This window comes from Pseudomonas sp. CC11G (genome assembly GCF_056174845.1).
This window is the reverse complement of sequence record NZ_JBWBZC010000006.1, coordinates 1-19,813: the sequence shown is the minus strand read 5'-3', so window position 1 is coordinate 19,813 and position 19,813 is coordinate 1. Positions and strand designations below refer to the sequence as shown.

Annotated in this window: 15 protein-coding genes and 1 pseudogene; 4 read left to right on the top strand and 12 right to left on the bottom strand. The window is 61.3% G+C overall.

Annotated elements, in window-relative coordinates; genetic code table 11:
- Positions 1–9: 9 nt before the first annotated feature.
- The 12 genes and pseudogenes from AC0V2S_RS09995 to AC0V2S_RS09940 all read right to left on the bottom strand — a co-directional run bounded on the left by AC0V2S_RS09995 (position 10) and on the right by AC0V2S_RS09940 (position 12,911).
- Positions 10–1,062: an ABC transporter substrate-binding protein gene (locus AC0V2S_RS09995; RefSeq protein ID WP_475509601.1), complete on the bottom strand. Its 1,053-nt coding sequence runs from the start codon at positions 1,060–1,062 to the stop codon at positions 10–12.
- Positions 1,063–1,345: 283 nt separating this feature from the next.
- Complete coding sequence (locus AC0V2S_RS09990) at positions 1,346–3,109, bottom strand: ABC transporter ATP-binding protein (RefSeq protein ID WP_475509600.1); 1,764 nt, start codon at positions 3,107–3,109, stop codon at positions 1,346–1,348.
- An 85-nt stretch (positions 3,110–3,194) separates the two neighbouring features.
- Positions 3,195–3,791, bottom strand: a complete 597-nt coding sequence (locus tag AC0V2S_RS09985) for a nitroreductase family protein (RefSeq protein ID WP_475509599.1) — start codon at positions 3,789–3,791, stop codon at positions 3,195–3,197.
- Positions 3,792–3,832: 41 nt separating this feature from the next.
- Positions 3,833–4,861 carry an ABC transporter substrate-binding protein gene (locus AC0V2S_RS09980; protein ID WP_475509598.1) on the bottom strand — a complete coding sequence of 343 codons (1,029 nt, stop codon included), beginning with the start codon at positions 4,859–4,861 and terminating at the stop codon, positions 3,833–3,835.
- Positions 4,828–5,388 carry an ABC transporter substrate-binding protein gene (locus AC0V2S_RS09975; protein ID WP_475509597.1) on the bottom strand — a complete coding sequence of 187 codons (561 nt, stop codon included), beginning with the start codon at positions 5,386–5,388 and terminating at the stop codon, positions 4,828–4,830. Before AC0V2S_RS09975 ends, AC0V2S_RS09980 begins: the two co-directional genes overlap by 34 nt.
- 11 nt (positions 5,389–5,399) lie before the next feature.
- Positions 5,400–5,591, bottom strand: a complete 192-nt coding sequence (locus AC0V2S_RS09970; protein WP_475509596.1) for a hypothetical protein — start codon at positions 5,589–5,591, stop codon at positions 5,400–5,402.
- A 109-nt stretch (positions 5,592–5,700) separates the two neighbouring features.
- Positions 5,701–7,299, bottom strand: a pseudogene (locus AC0V2S_RS09965) (ABC transporter ATP-binding protein).
- Positions 7,299–8,450: an ABC transporter permease gene (locus AC0V2S_RS09960; protein ID WP_475509595.1), complete on the bottom strand. Its 1,152-nt coding sequence runs from the start codon at positions 8,448–8,450 to the stop codon at positions 7,299–7,301. Before AC0V2S_RS09960 ends, AC0V2S_RS09965 begins: the two are co-directional and overlap by 1 nt.
- A complete protein-coding gene (locus tag AC0V2S_RS09955; protein WP_475509594.1) occupies positions 8,450–9,511 on the bottom strand; it encodes a microcin C ABC transporter permease YejB in 1,062 nt (353 codons plus the stop codon). Before AC0V2S_RS09955 ends, AC0V2S_RS09960 begins: the two co-directional genes overlap by 1 nt.
- Positions 9,512–9,739: 228 nt before the next feature.
- Positions 9,740–11,074 carry an LLM class flavin-dependent oxidoreductase gene (locus AC0V2S_RS09950; RefSeq protein ID WP_475509593.1) on the bottom strand — a complete coding sequence of 445 codons (1,335 nt, stop codon included), beginning with the start codon at positions 11,072–11,074 and terminating at the stop codon, positions 9,740–9,742.
- A gap of 74 nt (positions 11,075–11,148) precedes the next feature.
- Positions 11,149–11,820, bottom strand: a complete 672-nt coding sequence (locus tag AC0V2S_RS09945) for a class II aldolase/adducin family protein (RefSeq protein ID WP_475509592.1) — start codon at positions 11,818–11,820, stop codon at positions 11,149–11,151.
- 32 nt (positions 11,821–11,852) lie between these two features.
- Entirely contained in the window at positions 11,853–12,911 is a 1,059-nt protein-coding gene (locus AC0V2S_RS09940; RefSeq protein ID WP_475509591.1) for an ABC transporter substrate-binding protein, read from the bottom strand.
- Positions 12,912–13,677: 766 nt separating this feature from the next.
- On the opposite strand from AC0V2S_RS09940, the gene AC0V2S_RS09935 reads away from it, so the two are divergent.
- The 4 genes from AC0V2S_RS09935 to AC0V2S_RS09920 form a co-directional block, all read left to right on the top strand.
- Positions 13,678–16,023 carry a TonB-dependent receptor gene (locus AC0V2S_RS09935; RefSeq protein ID WP_475509590.1) on the top strand — a complete coding sequence of 782 codons (2,346 nt, stop codon included), beginning with the start codon at positions 13,678–13,680 and terminating at the stop codon, positions 16,021–16,023.
- A gap of 27 nt (positions 16,024–16,050) precedes the next feature.
- Positions 16,051–17,235 carry an LLM class flavin-dependent oxidoreductase gene (locus AC0V2S_RS09930; protein ID WP_475509589.1) on the top strand — a complete coding sequence of 395 codons (1,185 nt, stop codon included), beginning with the start codon at positions 16,051–16,053 and terminating at the stop codon, positions 17,233–17,235.
- Between the two features lie 257 nt (positions 17,236–17,492).
- On the top strand, positions 17,493–18,560 hold the full coding sequence (locus AC0V2S_RS09925) for a sigma-54 interaction domain-containing protein (RefSeq protein ID WP_475509588.1): 1,068 nt from the start codon (positions 17,493–17,495) through the stop codon (positions 18,558–18,560).
- A gap of 226 nt (positions 18,561–18,786) precedes the next feature.
- Positions 18,787–19,813: hydroxymethylglutaryl-CoA reductase (locus AC0V2S_RS09920; protein ID WP_475509587.1), on the top strand; the 1,027-nt coding region annotated here is incomplete at its 3' end.

Sequence of the window (19,813 nt, the reverse complement as noted above, 5' to 3'; positions counted from 1 at the left end):
CAGTAGTGTTCAGCCTGCTAGCGCAGTCGCTGAGCGTAGCGCTTGTAAGGGCCGTGGGTCGATCCAGTCGCGCACGGAAAAGGTCTGCGGGATAAAGTTCCAGCGGTGCAGAAAGTGGGTGAAGTCCTGCAGGCCCAGAATCGAGTTTTCGTGCAGATCGGTGCGCAGGCGCAGGTGAGCGTCTTCGCCGTAAGCGCCGGTTACCCAGAACTCGCTGCTGTTGGTTTCCCGTGCCAGGTAGCGGCGGGTGTCTTCAGGGTTGTTCCAGGCCCAGGCTTCGGCGCGAATCACCGAGTCCAGAATGCCCACGGCGGCGTCGAAGTGGTTGTCCAGCAGGTTGAGGTCGACCGACAGGGTGCGCGGCGTGCCGTTGTTGGCGCGAATCAGCGGTTCCGGGTGGGAGCCGGTGTCTATCACGGTGTGCAGGCCAAAGGTATGCGCCAGGTGTGCGGCGGAGGCGCCTTTGAGGAAGATGGCGTCCACTTCACCTCGCAGTAAAGCGACCAACTCGGCGCTCTGCCCACCGGTACGGCGGCCGCCAAAGGTGGTGATACCGGAGACGGTGCGGGCCGCTTCGTCGCTGTGGGTGCCACCGCGTTGGTAGTCCACCAGCTCCACATCGCTGACTTCCAGGCCTTCGAGTTTCAAGGCGTTTTCCAGGCCGCGAATGGCTTGGGCGCGGGAGAAATCGATTTGTGCATTGGCCCACAGCGGCAGGCCAAACTTGCGCCCCTTGAGGTCTTTGACGGTTTTGATGCCGCTGTCGGGCAGGCTCAGAATCAGCTGCACTTCATCCTGCCAGGACAAGCCGATCACCCGGGTTTCACGGCCGCTGGCGCGGGCCCAGATGGCCGGAATATTGCCGCCGTGGCGTACCGAGTTTTGCAGGGTGTGGTCAAAGTGCGACTCGCGCACGGCCTGGTTTTCCGACTCGCGCAGCGACTTGATCTGGGTGCCCTGGGAAGCCAGGGTTTCTTCCAGCCAGCCCTTTTGCACAGCAATACCAAGCCCGGTGGGAACCGGGCAACGGGTGTACCAAAGCGTATCCAGTGGTTGACTCATGACGGTGCTCTTTCCTTTGCTGATCAATGGGCGCCTGTGCCAATGGCACAGCGCTGTTGTTCGCAACCGGATGGCTGCTACCGGGTCCTTGCTGCCGTACTGCCGGGCGCTGCAGGGAGTGGCGTTAGGGGTATTGCAACGCCTGTGCCAGGCGTTTTTACATTTAATAAGTTGTTTTAAAACAATGTGTTAGGCGGATATTGAAAGCGCGCTGTCGGCCTTTAGAAAACCGTTGGCTGATTAGCAACACCCCCGCAACACGGGGGTGCTCAGGCCGCAACACTCAAGTGGCTAGCACCGCACGCCCCTGGCTTTGCAGGGCATACAAACGCGAGTAAAAACCGCCTTCGCGTAACGCCAGTTCACTGTGGATGCCGCGTTCGTGCACCTCGCCGTTGCGCATCACCAGAATCATATCCGCGTTCATCACCGTGCTCAGTCGGTGGGCGATGATTACCGAGGTGCGGCCACTGATCAGGCGCTCCAGCCCTTGCTGCACCAGGTGCTCGGACTCGGAGTCGAGCGCGCTGGTGGCTTCGTCGAGAATGATCAGTTGCGGGTCTTTGAGCGCGGCGCGGGCAATGGCCACGCGCTGCTTTTCACCGCCGGACAGCTTGATGCCGCGCTCGCCCACCAACGTGTCGTACTGCGCTTCCATGCGCTGGATAAATTCGTCGGCGTGCGCTGCCTGAGCCGCTTCACGAACCTGCTCGTCGCTGGCGCCGGGGCGGGCGAAGGCGATGTTTTCGCCGATGCTGTCGTTGAACAGCGCCACGTCTTGCAACACCACGCCCATCAAGGCGCGCACGCTGCGTTGCTGGTAGTCGCGCAGGTCGATGCCGTTGATAAGAATGCGGCCCTCGCTCACGTCGTAGAAACGCATCAGCAGTTTGACGATGGTGCTTTTGCCGCTGCCACTGGTGCCCACCAGAGCCAGGGTCAGGCCGGCGTCGAGATGGAACGACACGTTCTTCAGCGCGTACTCGTCTTTGCCGGGGTAATGAAAACTGACGTTTTCAAACGTGATGCTGTTCAGCCGGGTGAGGGCGATGGCGTTGGGACGGTCGGCGTGTTCGGCTTCGATATCCAGCAGCTCGATCAGGCGCTCGGCGTTGCTCTCGATTTCGCCCGCCTGGTTAATCTGCCGGGCGATAGGGCCGATGCTGTTGATCAGGTTCTGGGTGAGGGTGAGGATCAGCAAGATATCGCCGGTGGTAAAACGCCCCTGCAACGCGCCGTGCACGGTGAGCGCTACGGCGATAAACACGCCCAGGGTATTGATCAGGTTGAGCGCCTGTTCGGAACGCCACTCGGTGGTGTGCAGCTTGCCCCGGGTGATCATCCACTCGGCCTGGGTGTCGTCGTAGCGCTGCTTCACCGCCGGCTCGCCGCCAAAACTGCGCACGGTGGAAATATTGCCGACCATCTCCGCCAGTAGCCCGGTCATGCGCCCGGCCAGGGCCTGCCAGCCGCGCCGGTAGGGGCGGGTCCAGCCCACGGTGCGGTACGAAATCCAGAAGTTGAGCAGCAGCACGGCGGTCATGATCGCGCCAACCAAGGGCGCCTTGATCAGCAGCACGCTGATGATAAACAGCATCTGCAGGATGTTCGCCAGGGTGCCTTCGGTGAGCGAGGACAGCCACATGGTGATGCTGGTGATGTTGCCGAAGCGGTCCATGATTTCTCCGACGCGGGTCTTCTCGAAGTAGTCGATGGACTTCTGCGTCATGTTGTCGAACACCCGCTGGCGGAAGGTGCTTACGGTGTCCAGCCAGAGGTCATCGGCCTGCTTGTTTTGCAGGGCGCCAAACACCACCACACCAATGCGCAGGGCGAAGAACACCCCGAGCAGCAGGGTGACGCTCCAGGTGGCTTGCTCGTGGGTGATCTTGCCGGTGAGCAGCTGCGAAATGGTGTCGACGATGACTTTGTAGAGGTAGGGCGTGGCGGTGCCGATAAAACCAAGAACGGTGCCCACGAGGGTTACCGCGATCACCCGTCCGCGGTACTCGGGGATGAACTGAATAGTGCGCCAAAGGTTTTTCATAGGTGGTGTAGTCGATCAGACGGTATGGGGGGACCCGCAATAGCCGTGCGGCGGCAGGCCGCTGCATGGGCCACGCGGGCGCGGTTCATTCGTGGAAACTGAAACGCCCTTCGGCGATCAGGCTGTGCAGTGGGTTGCGTTGGGTGGGTTGTTCGCGCGCCTGCAGTTCGGCCGACAAGCTGTCGCGGCTGGCCAGCTTGCCGATGGCAATGGCGATTTCCACGTTGTAGCCGTCCGGCACGCCCAGCAGCGTGCGTGCCTGGTCTCGGTCAAAACCGCCGATGGCGTGGCTGTGCCAGCCGGCATGTTCGGCTTGCAAGGCCAGGTGCGCCCAGGCGGCGCCGGCATCCAGCGAGTGGTTGCGCAGCGCCGTGGCGGCATCGCTGCCGGCGCGTACGTGGGTGGTTTTCGATACCAGCACAATCAACGCCGAAGCCTTGTCGGCCCAGGCACGGTTTTTCTCGTTCAGCAGTTCCAGGGTGGCGGGCCACTGCGCCGAGCCGTTGTGCACGTAGATAAAACGCCACGGCTGCGAGTTGTTGGCCGACGGCGCCCAGCGCGCGGCTTCGAACAGGCTGTGCAGGGTGGCCTCGTCGATGGCTTCGCCGGTAAAGGCGCGCGGCGACCAGCGATTGATAAACAGCGGGTGGATGGCGTGGTCGGATTGGCGGGGCTGGGACATGGTGACCTCAAAAGGGGGCAAGGGGCTTATCGGGAAAGGGCTTAAGGATTGGTCGTAACGCGGCGCTCGGCGGTGCTGTCCCACCAGGTGGTCAGTACCCAGTCGTTGGCGCCGTAGTACAGCGGCAGCGTGGCCGGCTGTTGCAGGCGCTGGTTGTAGATCACGTAGTGCTTGTCCAGGTAGCGCCACGGAATCACGTAGAAGCTGTGCACCAGCACGCGATCCAGGGCATGGGCGGCGGTTTGCTGCTCTTGCTGGCTGTCGGCGTCGAGCAGGTGTTTGATCAACCCGTCGACCGCCGCCGACTTCACCCCGGTGATGTTTTCCGAACCGGGGCGGTCGGCGTCCTTGCTGTTGAAATTGCGCCACAGTTCATCGCCGGGCATGCGTGCTTCACGCAGCGCCAGGGTGGTGTAGTCGTAGTCGAAGCTGGTCAGCTGCTTGCGCGCGGTGGCCGCATCGGTGAGCTTTTTCTTCACCACCACGCCGATCTTGCTGAGGTTCAGGTAGATGGGGTCGGTGTAGGGGCTTTGCGTGCGGGTGCCGGCCACTTCCAGCACAAAGGGTTCGCCCTGGGCATTGCGCAACACGCCATCACGGTTATGCCAACCCGCTTCGGCGAACAGTTCCAGAGCCTTGGTGAGGTTGTCGCGCACGCTGCCCGGTGCCTTGGTGGAAGGCTGCTGCAGCATGGGCCCGAACACCGCATCGGGAATCTGCCCACGGTAGGGCTCCAGCAGTTTCAGTTCGTCTTCGCTGGGCAGGCCGGTGGCCGCCAGCGGGGTGCCGGCAAAGTAGCTGTCGACCCGTTTGAACTCGTTGTCGAAAATCTTCTGGTTGATCCACTCGAAATCCAGCGCGTAGTTCAGCGCCTCGCGTACCCGTGGGTCCTGGAAGCGCGGCTTGCGCAGGTTGACTACCCAGCCGTTCATGGCCGGCGGGTTGCGGTGGGCAAATTCGCGTTTGACCAGTTGCCCCTGGTCGAAGCGTTTGCCGATGTACTGGCAGCACCAGTAACGCATCTGGGTTTCGGCGATCACGTCGTAGTCGCCGGCACGGATGGCCGCCACTTGGGTGTCGCGGTCTTTATAGAGCTTGAAATCGATGGTGGTGAAGTTGAACGAGCGCGCCGTACCGGCAGGTCGTTGGCCCAGTAGTCGGGGTTGCGCCGGTATACGATGCCGCGCCCGCTGATGGCCTTGTCGATCTGGTACGGGCCGCTGGCCACCGGCTGTTCGAAGCGCAACTGGTCGAACGGCACGCTACTGCCATCGGCCTGTTGCCCCCACTTGGGCGAAAACACCGGCAGGCTGCCGGCAATAAACGACAGGTCGCGGCCACGGCGCTTGAACACAAACTTCACGCGCTGCGGGTCGAGCACCTGCACCTCGGCGATCTCGGCAAAGTAGGCCTTGAAGCGCGGGCTGGCCTTGCCGTCGGTAAGGGTTTTGAACGAATACAGCACGTCGGCGGCGGTCACTGGATCGCCGTTGTTAAAGCGCGCTTTAGGGTTGAGGTGAAACACCACGGAGGCGAAGTTATCGGCCACCTGGATATCGTCGGCCAGCAGGCCGTACTGGGTGTTGGGTTCGTCCATGCCGTTGATGGTCAGGGTTTCGAATACCAGTTCCAGCAGCCCCGGCGGCGGCGTGCCGCGCGGCTGTAGGGGTTGTATTTGTCGAAGCTGCTGTTGGTGGCCACCAGCGACATCGACAACGTGCCGCCCTTGGGCGCTTGCGGGTTCACGTAGTCAAACTGCTGAAAGTCGGCCGGGTATTTGGGGGTGCCAAATTGCGCCACGGCATGTGCGGCAGGGCCGCTGGCGAGGTCGTCAGCAACACGCCGAACAGGTCAACGCGCGGGTAAAGGGAAGGCGGTCAAAAGGGTCATAGGGTTTCCACAGGCCGGCTTACAACGAGGCCTGAACCAGGCTTTGGGTATAGGGATGCTGGGGACGGGCGATCAGCTCGCCGGTGTCGCCAGACTCGACGATCACCCCGTCTTTAAGCACATACAGGCGGTGCGCCAGGGCATTCACCACGGCCAGGTCATGGCTGATCAGCACATAACTCAGGCCATGCTTTTTCTGCAGGCTGACCAGCAGTTGCAGAATCTGGTTCTGAATGGACACATCCAGCGCCGAGGTCGGCTCATCCAGCACCACCACCTTGGGCTTCAACACCAGGGCGCGGGCGATGGCGATGCGCTGGCGCTGGCCACCGGAGAACTCATGGGGATAGCGGGTTAACGCACTGACCGGCAGGCCGACTTCGCCGAGCACCTGCACGATGTGTTGCAGGCGCTGCGCGGCGCTCAGTTCGGGAAAGTGCAGGGCCAGGCCTTCGCCAATGATCTGGTTGACGGTTTGGCGCGGTGACAGCGAGCCGAACGGGTCCTGAAACACCACCTGCAAGGCAGCGCGCAATTCACGGCGCTGTTGTTTGCTGCGGTTGTGCATGGCGATGCCGTCGAACTCCAGTTCGCCGCCTTGCACCGGAATCAGGTTGAGGATGGCTTGGGCCAGGGTCGATTTGCCGGAGCCCGATTCACCGACCACACGATGGTTTCGCCGGCGCGCAACTGCACGCTGGCGCTGTCCAGGGCCACAAAACGGTCGTGGCGAAACCAGCCGCGCCAGCCAGGAATCTTTTTCGCGTACTCCACGCGCAGGGCGTCGGTGTGCAGCAGCGTGGCGGAGTCGCTCGGCACCGGGGCAATGTCCCGTTGCGGTCGGCTGTTGAGCAGCTTGATGGTGTAGGGGTGTTGCGGCTGGGCGAACAACGCCTCGGTGCTGTTGCTCTCCACCAGTTTGCCGTGCTCCATCACCGCCACGCGCTGGGCAAAGCGGCGCACCAGATTAAGGTCATGGGTGATCAGCAAAATGGCCATGCCCTGGCCGTCGCCACGGGCCAGCTCTTCTTCTTGCAAGTCCAGCAGCAGCTGCACGATGCGCGCCCGCACGGTCATGTCCAGGGCGGTGGTGGGTTCGTCGGCAATCAGCAGTTTCGGCCGGCAGGCCAGGGCCATGGCAATGACCGCGCGCTGCAGCTGGCCACCGGAAAGCTGGTGGGGAAAGCTGTCCACCCGCCGCTCAGGTTCGCGAATGCCGGTGCGTGCCAGCAGGCGAATGGTTTTCTCCCGCGCTTCACGCGGGCCAAGCCCTTCATGCAATTGCAGGGTTTCGATAATTTGCGCGCCGATGCTGTACAGCGGTTTAGTGCGGACATCGGCTCCTGGAAAATCATCGCCACATCGCGGCCACGAATCTGGCGCAGCTGCGCAATGGGTTTCTTCTGCAAATCTTCTCCGGCCAGAACAATGCGGCCTTGCACCTTGGCTTGCGGCAGCAGGCGCAGTATCGAAGCGCGGTAATGGTTTTGCCCGAACCGGATTCACCCACCAGCGCCAAGCGCTCGCCGGGTTGGATATGCAGATTGAGGTCGTCCACCACCGTACGGTTGCCCAGGGTGATGGTGAGGTTTTCAAGGCTTAGCAATGGCGCACTCATCACACACTCTCTGGCGGCAGGCGGTCGGCAATATGGGTGTCCATGGCGTTGCGCAGGGCCTCGCCCATAAACGTCAGCAACAGCAAGGTGAGCATCAGCGCGCCAAAACCCGACACGGCAATCCACCAGGCATCCAGGTTCTCTTTGCCTTGCAGCAGCAACTGGCCAAGGCTAGGGGCGGGCGCCTGCACGCCGAGGCCGAGAAAGTCCAGGCTGGCCAATGCCATGATCGCGGCGCTCATGCGAAACGGCAGAAAGGTGATCACCGGCGTCAGGCTGTTGGGCAGGATATGCCGCCAGATGATCTGCCAATGTGACAGGCCCATGGCCCGCGCCGCTTTTACGTATTCCAACTGGCGGTTACGGAGGAATTCCGCCCGCACGTAGTCCGACAGGTAGATCCAGCCGAACAGCGACAGCAGCACCGCCAGCAGAATCAGGCTGGGCTCAAACAACGAGGCAAAGATAATCAGCAGGTACAACTCAGGCAGCGAGCCCCACACCTCGATCAGGCGCTGGGCGACCAGGTCGATCTTGCCGGCGAAGTAGCCCTGCAGCGCGCCAATCAACACGCCTAGCACGGTGCCGATCAACGTCAGCGCCAGGCCGAACGTTACCGATACCCGAAAGCCATACAGCAGACGGGCCACGATGTCGTAACCGGCGATATCGGTGCCCAGCAGGTTTTCCTTGGTGGGTGGGCCGGGGTAGTGCACCGCGTTGGAGAAGTAGTTCAGCGTGTCGTAGTAATACGGGTTGGGCGCATACAGCGCGTAGTTGCCGGGTTTGGCCAACTGCTCGCGAATAAAGGGGTCGTTGTAGTCGGCATAAATCGGCAACTGGCCGCCAAATATCGCCTCGGGGTAGTCGTGCAGCAGCGGGAAAAACCACTCGTGCTGGAAGTACACCAGCAGCGGTTTGTCGTTGCTGATTAGCTCGCCGGCCAGGCTTACCAGGTACAGCGAGCTGAAGATAATCAGGCTCCAATAGCCCAGGCGGTTCTGCTTGAAGCGCAACCACAGGCGCCTGCCGGGCGTTACGCCGGCCTCGGTCTGCGGCAACAGTTCTTCATGTACGCGCGGTGCGCGGCGCCCCAGCCGTTGTGCAAGTCGTTGCCAGAAACTGGGGGGCGAAATTGTCTGCGCGGTCATCAGGCCACCTGTGCGTCGAATTTGATGCGGGGGTCGACCAGCACGTAGGCGATGTCGCCCACCAGCTTGGTCAGCAGGCCGATCAGGGTCAGCAGATAGAGGCTGCCGAGCACCACGGGGTAGTCGCGGCTATTGATCGATTCGTAAGAAAGCAGGCCCAGGCCGTCGAGGGAAAACAGCGTTTCAATCAGCAGGCTGCCGGTAAAAAACGCGGCGATAAACGCGCCGGGAAAACCGGTAACCAAGGGCAGCAGGGCATTGCGAAACACGTGCTTCCACAACACGCGGCGCTCGGAAAGCCCTTTGGCGCGGGCGGTTAGCACGTACTGACGGCTGATTTCTTCAAGAAAGGTGTTCTTGGTCAGCAGGGTTTTCAGGGCGAAGGTACTGAGCACCGAAGCGGCGACCGGCAGGGTGATATGCCAGAGGTAATCGGTCACTTTGCCCAGCGGGCTGAGTTCGCTCCAGTTATCTGAAGTGAGGCCGCGCAGCGGAAATACATCCCAGAACGAGCCGCCGCCGAACAGCACAATCAGCAGCACCCCGAGCACAAACCCCGGCACCGCGTAACCGCACAGAATCAGCAGGCTGGTGATGAAATCGAACCGGCTGCCGGCGCGCACCGCCTTGGCTACGCCGAGCGGAATGGAGATCAGGTAGGTGAGTACGAAGGTCCAGATGCCCAGCGACACCGACACGCCGAGCTTGGACTTGATCAGCTCCCAGACGCTCTCATTGCGAAAGTAACTCTGGCCCAGGTCAAAGCGCAGAAAGTTGCTGAGCATTGCCACATAACGTTCCAGCACTGGTTGATCAAAACCGTACTGGCGGGTCAGGTGTTCGATCTGCTGTTCATCGATGCCTTGCCGCCCGCTGTAATTCCACCCGCTGCCCGACGTACCGCCTTCGGCACCGGAGCGCGCGCTTTGCCCATCCAGGTCGCTGAGCACATGGTCGACAGGGCCACCGGGCACAAATTGGGTAACCAGAAAGGTCAGGGTCAGCACCCCCAACAAGGTGGGGATCATCGCCAGCAAGCGGGTGATCAGGTAGTACGACATGGCGTGGGTTCCGGTGCAGGTGTCAACGGTGGTGCGGTTTTGGAGGTGTCGCGTATGAGCCAGCAGCGCCAATCCAGCCCCCTCTGCCCGCTAGCGGGAGAGGGTTGGGGAGAGGGTCTGGTTGTTTACCAAGCCCCAAGGCTGGCGCCCTGCAAACAAGCAAAACCCTCTCCCTAGCCCTCTCCCGCAAGCGGGCAGAGGGGACTGATCTGCGATGGGGCTCAGGCTTCACGCCGTGCGCGTATCCCGCGGGTTTGCCGGGCGGTCCAGCCCAAGGTTTTCGCGGAAGGTTTTGCCTTCGTACTCGGTGCGGAAAATGCCCCGGCGTTGCAGCTCGGGCACCACCAGCCGGGTGAAGTCTTCGAAGCCTTGCGGTAGGTACGGTGGCACCACGTTGAAGCCGTCGGCGCCGCGTTCGACAAACCATTGCTCGATGGTGTCGGCCACGGTTTTCACCGAGCCAATGGCCTGCAAGTGCCCGCGCGAAACGCGAAAGCGCAACACCAGCTGGCGAATGCTCAGGTTCTCGCGGCGGGCCAGGTCCAGCTGCTGCTGGAAGCGGCCTTTGCCATTGGCGTCGGCCTGGTAGGGCAGGTCGGGCAGCGGGCCGTCGACGTCGTAGGACGACAAGTCAAAGCCGCCGAACTGCACATTGCTGACGTCCACCAGCTGCTGCAGTTCGTTGAAGCGGTCCTGGGCCTCCTGATCGGATTCGGCGACCACCACCGACAACCCCGGCGTGACCTTCAACTGGTCTTCATCACGGCCGTACTTGGCCATGCGCCCTTTGAGGTTGGCGTAGTAGGCCTTGGCGACGTCCAGCGACTGCGCCGAGGCGTAGGTCATCTCGGCTTCGCGGGCGGCAAACTCCAGCCCGGTTTCCGAGTTGCCGGCCTGCACAATCACCGGGTAACCCTGGATAGGGCGCGGGTAATCGAGCAGCCCTTCGCTGGTGAAGTACTTGCCATGGTGGTTAACCGGGTGGCCGGAACTGGACTTATAAAAGGCCCCGGCTTGGCGGTCCGGTTGGTCGAAGGCGTCGTCGTCCCAGCTGTCCCACAGCGCTTTGGTGACGGCAATAAATTCGGCTGCGCGCTCGTAGCGTTCTTCATGGCTACGCGGTTCGCTGATGCCGAAGTTTTTCGCTGCGTGGTCGCCAAACGACGACACCACGTTCCAGCCGGCGCGGCCGCCACTGAGGTGATCCAGCGAGGTGAATTTACGCGCCACGTGGTACGGCGAGTCGTAGTTGGTGTTGACCGTCGCGACCAGGCCGATGTGCTCGGTGACAGCGGCAATGGCCGACAACAACGTGAAAGGTTCGAACTGATAGTTCTGCGGGCTGCGGCCCGTTTGTGGCGTGACCTCGCCGGAGCGACCGATAAAGTCGGCAACGAAAAACGTGTCGAATTTGGCCGCTTCGGCTAGCTTGGCAGCCTTCACCCACCAGGCCAGGTTGGGCCGGCCGTTGTCAGTGGAGCTGGGGTGGCGCCACGCTTCGGGGTGGTGGCCAAAGCGGTGAAGAAATACGTTCAGGGCCAGTTGGCGTTTTTTGCTGCTCACGGTGTTTTTCTCTTTGGGCAGACCAGATTCTTAAGCAAGCCCGAGGTGTGCACGCACACCCCGGGTGCTCGGGCTTAGCCGCTGAACGCTTTGGATTTTTCCAGCAGGCCGGTGCGTTTCCATTGCAGTTCCAGACCGCCCGGGGTGTACACCTGGGCGCCGCCGAGCTGTTCGGCAATGGCCTGGAAGCGCGCGGCTTCTTCGACAAAGAGGATGGTTTCGGCGGTTTTGATAATGCCCTGGCCCCAGAAATTGGCGCCGCCGTTGGATTCCAGCAACGCCGGTGGCGGTGCCAGTTCCGGGTGTTTGTCCAACCGCTCGCTAATTACTTCCAGTGCGCTGCGGGTGCGCTCCAGGTGGTTGGGAATAGTGCGCGCCAGCAGGTGACGGGCAGCGGCCACATACAGAATCGGGAAGTCTTTGTGCGCCAGCGACCAGGCCGACAGCCAGGCGGTGTGCACGTGAATCACGGTGTCGGCCTCCAGACGCGGTTCGTTCAGCAGCGAGCCGCTGGCTTCGGCAAACGACGACACGCTGATTTTCGGCGCCTGGCTGCGGGCCAGGCCGCCGGGGAAACGGATGGCCAGCAGCGTGTCGGTGCCCGGCACACGGTGGGAGATATGAAAGGTCAGGCTGGCCGACAGCGTGCCGTTGGCGCGCAGCGATTCGAACACGTGCACGGCGTCGGACTTGGCTTGTTCGATGTAGGCGATCAGATCGACTTCGGTTTTTTCAAAAGCGCTCATGGGGTGTTGCTCCAAAAATTAAGGGGGTTGAATCAGGCGGCTGCGGAGGCTTTGGCCTTTTCCTCGGCGACAATTTTTTGCGCCTGTTCGAGCGGGCCGCTGTCGATCCAGTCGGCCACCTTGAAGTCGGCTTTCAGGTAGCCCCAGTCGCGCAGGAAGTTCTTTTGCGTGGTCAGGCCTTCGATGTACTCGGCGCTCAACTTGGGGGTGAACGAGAGGTGCACATCGGCGCCGTGGGAGCCGACGACTTCAGCCGCCGAGGCGTTGCTGTCTTCCGGTTGCAGCAGCTGCACCACTTCATCGTGGTGGCTGGCGGCCCATTCGGCGGTGCGCAGCAGCACGGTGAGGTAGCGCACCACCACGTCCGGGTGTTGCTTGAGGAATTGGCGGTCGACGGTGATAGGCCGTGGCGTGCCGTTGTTCACCCGCAGCAGCGGGTCGGACAGCTCGTTGATATTGATCAGCTGGCGATAACGCGCGTCTTGCGACAGGCGATAGCCGCGGGTAAAGCGCAGGAAGATCGCGTCCACGGTGCCGGCATCGAGCGCGGTGACGGCGACGTCGGCGCGCTGTTCGCGGGTGGTGCTGCGCGGGCCGTCTTCGGTGTCGTAGCTGGGCGCCTCAAGGTCCACCAGGGTGACGTCGTTGGTGGTCAGGCCGGCCAGGGACAGCGCGGTGACGTAACCGTGTTGCGCGGCGCCGCGCTGGAAGTCGATGACCGCGTTCTTGTGCAGCGGTACACCCAGGCGTTTGCCTTTGAGGTCGGCGATATCGCGGATATCGCTGTCGGCGCGGGTGAGAATGCCTTGGTACTCATCCAGCCAGGTGATGCCGACGACCACGGTGTCCGAGCCGCTGCCCTTGGCCCAGATCGGCGGGATATTGCCGCCTTCGCGAAACAACCCGGTTTGCTGGTGGTGGTAGTGCGCATTGCGCACCGCCAGGCTGTCGGAATCGCGCAGCGAATGCAGCACGGTGTCGGGTCCTGCGAATTCGTCTTGCAGCCAGTTTTTGCGAATGGCCAGGGCCGACGCAGTGGCCGCGCCGCAGCGTGTGTAAAACAGTTCGACGGGTTGATTGGAAGTGCTCATGACCGTTCCTTGAATAGCGGTGTGGTTATTCACGGAAATCACTAGAGCACGCTCCATGCCAGCTATTTGCACGCGTTGTTAAATGGCTGAAAGAGTCGGCCAAGTTTAGCGGTGGATAGTTGGCTGAATGGCCGTTTTATAAGGGCTTGGCCGGTTTTTTTGAAGGGGCGTGTTGCCGTAAATAGTCTTGTCGGCCGTTGTTTGTATGAGTCGTTACAGCGGCTGAGTATGTTGCGATAACAGCACTTTTAGTGGCGGTGCTGAAAACGCAACACTGCATAAGCATCTAACAAAAGTGCATTAGATCTCGCGGCGGTGGCGCTATGTCGACATTAACGACGTTACTGCAGACCCCGTATTTCCTGGATTTAAGAAGGTGGGCGGCCACCAGGGCGGAAATGCTACGCCGGCTTTTCAGACTCTTCTGTTTATAGCAGTAAGGCGTTAGTTAACAGCAGGTGAGAATTGGTAGTGCTGGAAACGCAACACGTCCACAGCACTTATATGCTCGGATGGCAGCATTTACTATTCTAATAAGGATATGCAAAAGTTTGAATAGTTAAATAAAGCTCAGTGTTTATGCCGGTTGCGGGGTTTGTTTAGTTGTGTGGCACAGTTTCTGCTATTTCCAATTCGATTTTTATAACTATTAGCCACGCATTCATACTTAGCAGGAACATGAACGATGTCGCAGTTAACGAGACGCTGGGGTGTAACAACAGTCGCTGGGGCCGTACCGGAATCGGCGAATTATTTAAGGAAAGTGTTGGCTCAGTCGGTCTCTCAGGCGTGCATCGTCGGGTTGACTGCGAGCCTGCTGGCAACCGGCGTGCAGGCTGCGGAAACCCAAAGCAAAGTGCTGGCCGCCGAGAACGCCGAAAACAGTGAAGACACCAGCCAGGACAAGGTGCTCGACACGGTGGTAGTGACCGCGCAAAAGCGCGAGGAAAAACTCAAGGACGTGCCAATTCCCATCACGGCCATTTCCGGCACGGCCATTCACGATAAAAACATCGTCACGTCTTCGGACGTGGAGCGCCTGGCGCCCAACCTGTCGGGCCAGTCCAGCGGCAACACCGGCGGGCGTACCGGCAAACCGCGCTGGTTCCTGCGCGGTATCGGTACCAATGACCCGAACGCCAACCAGGAAGGGCCGCTGTCGGTGTATGTCGACGAAGTGGTAGTGGGCTTGCAGGGCGACCAGAGCTTTCCGCTGTTCGACCTGGAGCGGGTCGAGGTGCTGCGCGGGCCGCAAGGCACCCTGTGGGGCAAGAACAACACCGGTGGTGCGCTGCACTTTATTTCGAAGAAACCCACCTTCGACAACAACGGCTACGCCCGTCTGGGCGCCGGCAGCTTTGGCAAGCAAACCTTTGAGGCGGCCAGTGGCGGCGGTTTGGTCGACGAGAAGCTGGCCGGTCGTGCGGCGGTGTATTACGAGAAGGGCGATGGCTGGGCGCAGAACATCGTTACCGGCGACGACGGTCCGCAACTCGAAGACTTCAACGGCCGCTTCCAACTGCTGGCCAACTTCTCTGACGAACTCGACGGGCTGCTCAACTTCAACGTGCGCAAATACCGCACCGGTAATATTCCGAGCTACGTGGTCGGCGCCACCAGCGTCAACAACGTGACCAAGCCCAACCCCGGCGGCGCGATCAATCAGGGTGGCAGCAGTTACCTTCCGCCCTACGGCGACGACCCGGATAACCGCAGCGACTTCTGGAACGGCGACAGCTCGGCAGAAAACACCCTGTATGCCGGCAGCTACAAGCTGAATTGGTACGCGGGTGAAAACACGCTCACCTCAATCACCGCGTTCAACTACAGCGACGGCACCACCGAGGCCAAGGCCGGTACACCGGCTGGCACCACGCTGGACCAGAACAGTTCGCTGGGCGATACCTCTTCGCACCAGTTCACCCAGGAATTGCGTCTGGCATCAGCCCAGGACCAGGCCCTGACCTGGCTGGTCGGCGCCTATTACTACGACCTGCAGGCCGACAGTAAATCCCAGGCCATTCGCTACAAGGTCGGCACCACGCAAGAGCAATACACCCAGAGTTCCTGGGACCAGGATGCCAAGAGCTTTGCCATCTTCGGCAATACCAAATACCGCTTTACCGAGCGCGCCGCGCTGACCCTGGGCTTGCGTCAGACCTGGGAGTCCAAGGACATCACCGAAACCACCCTGACGGCCACCGACACGGCCGGCAACCAGAACATCGTGATCGTGCAACCCGGCGGCAGCCCGGACTCGGTGACCGGCAGCGGCGTGGTTGCGCCGGCGCAATTGAGCAAAGACGCCAACTGGAACAAGACCACCTGGGACATCACCCCGGAGTACTTCATTACTCCTGATGTGATGGTGTATGGGCGGATCGCCAGCGGTTTCCGCTCCGGTGGTTTCAACCAGTCGATCGTGCGGGGCGACATCATTCAGACCGAGCCGGAAACCCTGATCGACTATGAAGTCGGGGTGAAATCCAGCTGGCTGGGTGGGCGCCTGACGGCCAACGCCAACGCCTTCTACTACGACATCAAAGACCTGCAACTGAACATTCAGCAGCAGGTGCCGGGCACCACCATCACCAGTACAGCCGGCGCGTCCGATGGCAACGTGAAGGGTCTGGAATTTGAAGTGGAAGCCCTGCCCACCGAGTTCTGGCGGGTGACCTCCAGCCTCGGTTTGCTGCGCACCGAGTACACCAACTTCAAGTACAACATCGGTGGCGTGGACCTGGATGCCAGCGGCAACGAGTTCTACCGCACCCCGGAAACCTCGTTCCGTCTGGACACCGACTACCGCATTCCGGTGGCCGCTCTGGGTGGCTCCGTGGTGCTGGGCACCGACTGGTCGTACCGCAGCCACATCTATCACAACGCCACCGTGCAGAACGACCCGGTGCAGGAAACTCCCGGCTACTGGCTGGGCAACGCACGAGTCAGCTATCAGCCCAACGACAGGAAGTGGCAGGTCGCGGCGTTCGTGAACAACTGGACCAATGAATCGGAAAAGGTGCTCTCGCAGATCGTCACCACCCGCGGTGTTTACCCAACCGGGTATATCGCGCCGCGAACCTTCGGCGTGCAGACCACCGTCAACTTCTAACCTGAACCGCTGCACGAGGGCACAGACATGAGCGTTGAATTTCTATGGCGTATTCCCCATTCCGGTGACGGCAAATTGCACAGCGGCCGGCAGAGCTCCCGAGGGGAGTGGGGCAAAGGAGAGAAGACCCCGTTGGCGCTCGCCGCCAGTTTTGGCGACGACGGTTACCACGGCCACAACTACGTGGACTACCTGGTGCAGGTGGCGCAGGCCGCCGACATCAATGGTTTTCGTAGCGTGCTGGTGCCCAGTTTTCGCCAAAGCGAAGACCCCTGGACACTCTCGGCGGCCTTGGCCCGGGAAACCCGCCACCTGCGTTTTCTGGTGGCGTTCCAGCCGGCGTTTTTTCAGCCCTCGTACCTGGCTCAGGCTAGCGCGACCTTGCAACGGATCAGCCACGGGCGCCTGGACCTCAACGTGATTACCGGCGGCAGCGGCGCCGATCAGCGCGCCTATGGCGACTTCCAGGCCCATGATTCGCGCTACGCCCGCACCGACGAATTCCTCGACGCCTACAAAGGCTATTGGAAGGGCGCGCCGTTCAATTATCAGGGCGACTTGTACCGCTTTGAAGACGGCGGCTTGCGCGCCCCGTTGAGCCACGCACCGTTGCCCGGCGTCTACTTTGCCGGTTCGTCGGAGCCGGCGTTGGCGGTGGCCGCCAAGCATTCGGATGTCTATTTGTCGTGGGCTGAGCCGTTGGCCGGCATTCGCGAAAAGATCGAACGAGTACAAATCGAGGCCGACAAGATCGGCCGCGCGGACCAGATTCGCTACGGCATGCGCATCGACATTTTCGCCCGTGAAACCGAGGAACTGGCCAAGGCCGATTTGCGTCGTTACTTCGATGCAGTTACCAGCGATCCGGTGTTTATCGAGCAGCGTCGGGCACGTCAAGGGGGCGAGTCGGAGTCGGTCGGGCGGCAGCGGCAACAGGCGCTGTCGGCGGGTAACTCGAACAGTTTCGACGCGCTGTTTATCGCGCCCAATCTCTGGGCCGGTGCCGCATTTTCCGGAACCGGGCCGGTGCCCTTGTTGGTGGGCAGTTATGCCCAGGTGGCGGAGCGGTTGGCCGAGTACGTGGAGATTGGCGTGACCAGCTTCATTCTGTCGGCCAAGCCGCATTTGGAAGAGGCTTATCGCGTCGGCGAAGAGGTGCTGCCGCTGGTGGACAGCGCGATTTTGCGGGTACGCGCTGAACGAGCTGCCTAGTGGCCGGTGTTGCTCCAGCAGCAGTGCTGGCGTGCGCGGGCTTACTCGGTTGGGTTGAGTGGCAAAACTGCGACCGGGCTGCTGCTCGGGCAGCAGTTTGGCGTAACGCACAGCCCAATAACGCTGCGGCTTTACGGGATTTTTCGGGTAAAGGCGTATATCTCAAAACGGTATATTTAAAGCAGTATTGATGATTAATTGAATATAAAAAAATACGGCACTATGCGGCCATTGCTGTCCGCATGGATGTGCCGCTGATGACCCTCATTACCCACCCTTACGCGCGTGAGCTGACCAAGTCTGTGCGCGCCTCGGTGCTGGTCTTTGCCGACCCGCGCTCGCGAGAGCTGCTTGAACGCATCGAGCGTTTGGCGCCGAGCGAGGCCAATACGCTCATCGTGGGCGAAACCGGCACCGGCAAAGAACTGGTGGCCCGCCATATCCATCGCTTGAGCAAGCGCGGGCTGGCGCCTTTCGTGGCGGTCAACTGCGGCGCGTTCCCGGAAAACCTGGTGGACAGCGAACTGTTCGGCCATGAAAAAGGCGCCTTTACCGGCGCCAGCAGCGCCAAAGCCGGTTGGTTTGAAGCGGCCAACGGCGGCACCTTGTTTCTCGACGAAATCGGCGATTTGCCTCTGGCCATGCAGGTGAAACTGCTGCGCGTATTGCAAGAGCGCGAGGTGGTGCGCCTGGGCTCGCGTACCGCGGTGCCAATTGACGTGCGCGTGGTGGCGGCCACCAACGTCAACCTGGCGGACGCGGTAGTAGCCGGCAACTTTCGCGAAGACCTGTTCTACCGCCTGCATGTGGCTGCCGTTCGTTTGCCGCCGCTGCGCGAGCGCCTCGGCGATATTCTGCCGCTGGCCGAGTTTTTCCTGGAAGAGCACTGCCACCGTCTGGGTTACGAGCGCGCCGTGTTAACGGCGGAGGCCGAACACACCCTGCTGCAGCACAATTGGCCGGGCAATATCCGCGAACTGGAAAACGCCATTCACCATGCCCTGCTGGTATGCCGCCACCAACGGGTGGAGCCGCTGGACTTGCACCTGGTCGACATGCTCGGCGCGGCTGGACGGTTCAGCCAACAGCAGCAGGAGCGCAACGCCGTACCCGGCGCGTTCACCGCCAGGCTGGAGGTGGCGCTGACGACCTTGTTCGAGCGCAACGAGGCCAATCTGTACGAGCACATCGAAGAAACCATCACGCGCACGGCCTACCAATACTGCAATGGCAACCAGGTGCAGACCGGCCGGTTACTGGGCATCAGCCGCAATGTGGTGCGCGCCCGGCTGGAGAGGATTGGGGTGCTGGAGCCAAGTCGTTAGGCCCCGTCCCCCCATCAACGCCACCCTCAGCTTAAAAAGCAGCCAAAGGTTTTTTCAGCGAACCGCACAGCGACGTCGCGGGGCACCGATAAGCGACGGCCTGCACATTGACGCGTTGGATCACCTCATTGGCGCCGTCGGGCAAGTCAGCGCTCCAGCCCTTGGGCACACTCCGAGTCACGGATTTTCACCTAGGCTAATCCGACCGACGAAGCAGGAGAGCACGATGTCCAGAGGCGCCCCCATCCCCCGTAATAAATCCAACGACTACTCCAGTGAGCAGGCCGGTATTCGCCGCGACTTCATCAAAGCGCAAACCGGTGCCTCGCTGGATATGGTGGGCAAGTACGCCATCGACCCCGAGGTCACCCAGGGCAATATCGAAAACTTTATCGGCGTGGTGCAAATGCCGCTGGGCCTCGCCGGCCCCATCCGCATTGAGGGCGAACATGCCCAGGGTGATTTCTATATCCCCATGGCCACCACCGAAGGCACGTTGCTGGCCAGTTACAGCCGCGGCATGCGCGCCATCAGCGCCTCGGGTGGGGTGAAGACCACGGTGGTGAAACACTCCATGCAACGCGCGCCGGTATTCATGTTTGCCGACGCGTTGCAGGCCCGCGAGTTTGGCGCCTGGCTGGTGAGCGAGTTTGAAACGATCAAGGCCATCGCCGAAACCACCACCCGCAGCGGCAAGCTGTTCGAGATCGAGCAGTACCCGGTCGCCAACATGCTTTACACCCGTTTCTGCTACACCACTGGCGATGCTGCCGGGCAGAACATGACCAGCAAGGCGACCTTCGCCGCCTGTGAATGGATCAAGGCCAACCACCCGTTGCAGCCACGCTACATCCTGTCCGGCGCCATCGACACCGACAAAAAACACTCGGCCATGAACATGATTCAAACCCGTGGCAAACGGGTGATCGCCGAGTTCACCCTCAAGCGCGAAGTGGCTCACGAGCTGCTGCGCGTAGACCCCGCGAACCTTTACCGGTACCGCCAGATTGCTGCCGTGGGCGCCATTCAGGCTGGTGCTGCGTACAGCGGTGCGCACTCGGCCAACGGGTTGGCGGCCATGTTTATCGCCACCGGCCAGGACGCCGCCAACGTCGCCGAAAGCCATGGCGGCATTACCTATGGGCAGTTGCTGGATAACGGCGATTACTACTGGTCGGTAACTTTGCCGGCCGTCATCTGTGCCACCCACGGCGGCGGCACAGGTTTGCCGACTCAGCGCGAATGCCTGGAAA

Coding starts and splice junctions, on each gene's coding strand:
- AC0V2S_RS09995 (WP_475509601.1), bottom strand. CDS start 1,062: ATGAGTCAACCACTGGATACGCTTTGGTACACCCGTTGCCCGGTTCCC.
- AC0V2S_RS09990 (WP_475509600.1), bottom strand. CDS start 3,109: ATGAAAAACCTTTGGCGCACTATTCAGTTCATCCCCGAGTACCGCGGA.
- AC0V2S_RS09985 (WP_475509599.1), bottom strand. CDS start 3,791: ATGTCCCAGCCCCGCCAATCCGACCACGCCATCCACCCGCTGTTTATC.
- AC0V2S_RS09975 (WP_475509597.1), bottom strand. CDS start 5,388: ATGGACGAACCCAACACCCAGTACGGCCTGCTGGCCGACGATATCCAG.
- AC0V2S_RS09960 (WP_475509595.1), bottom strand. CDS start 8,450: ATGACCGCGCAGACAATTTCGCCCCCCAGTTTCTGGCAACGACTTGCA.
- AC0V2S_RS09955 (WP_475509594.1), bottom strand. CDS start 9,511: ATGTCGTACTACCTGATCACCCGCTTGCTGGCGATGATCCCCACCTTG.
- AC0V2S_RS09945 (WP_475509592.1), bottom strand. CDS start 11,820: ATGAGCGCTTTTGAAAAAACCGAAGTCGATCTGATCGCCTACATCGAA.
- AC0V2S_RS09940 (WP_475509591.1), bottom strand. CDS start 12,911: ATGAGCACTTCCAATCAACCCGTCGAACTGTTTTACACACGCTGCGGC.
- AC0V2S_RS09930 (WP_475509589.1), top strand. CDS start 16,051: ATGAGCGTTGAATTTCTATGGCGTATTCCCCATTCCGGTGACGGCAAA.
- AC0V2S_RS09925 (WP_475509588.1), top strand. CDS start 17,493: ATGACCCTCATTACCCACCCTTACGCGCGTGAGCTGACCAAGTCTGTG.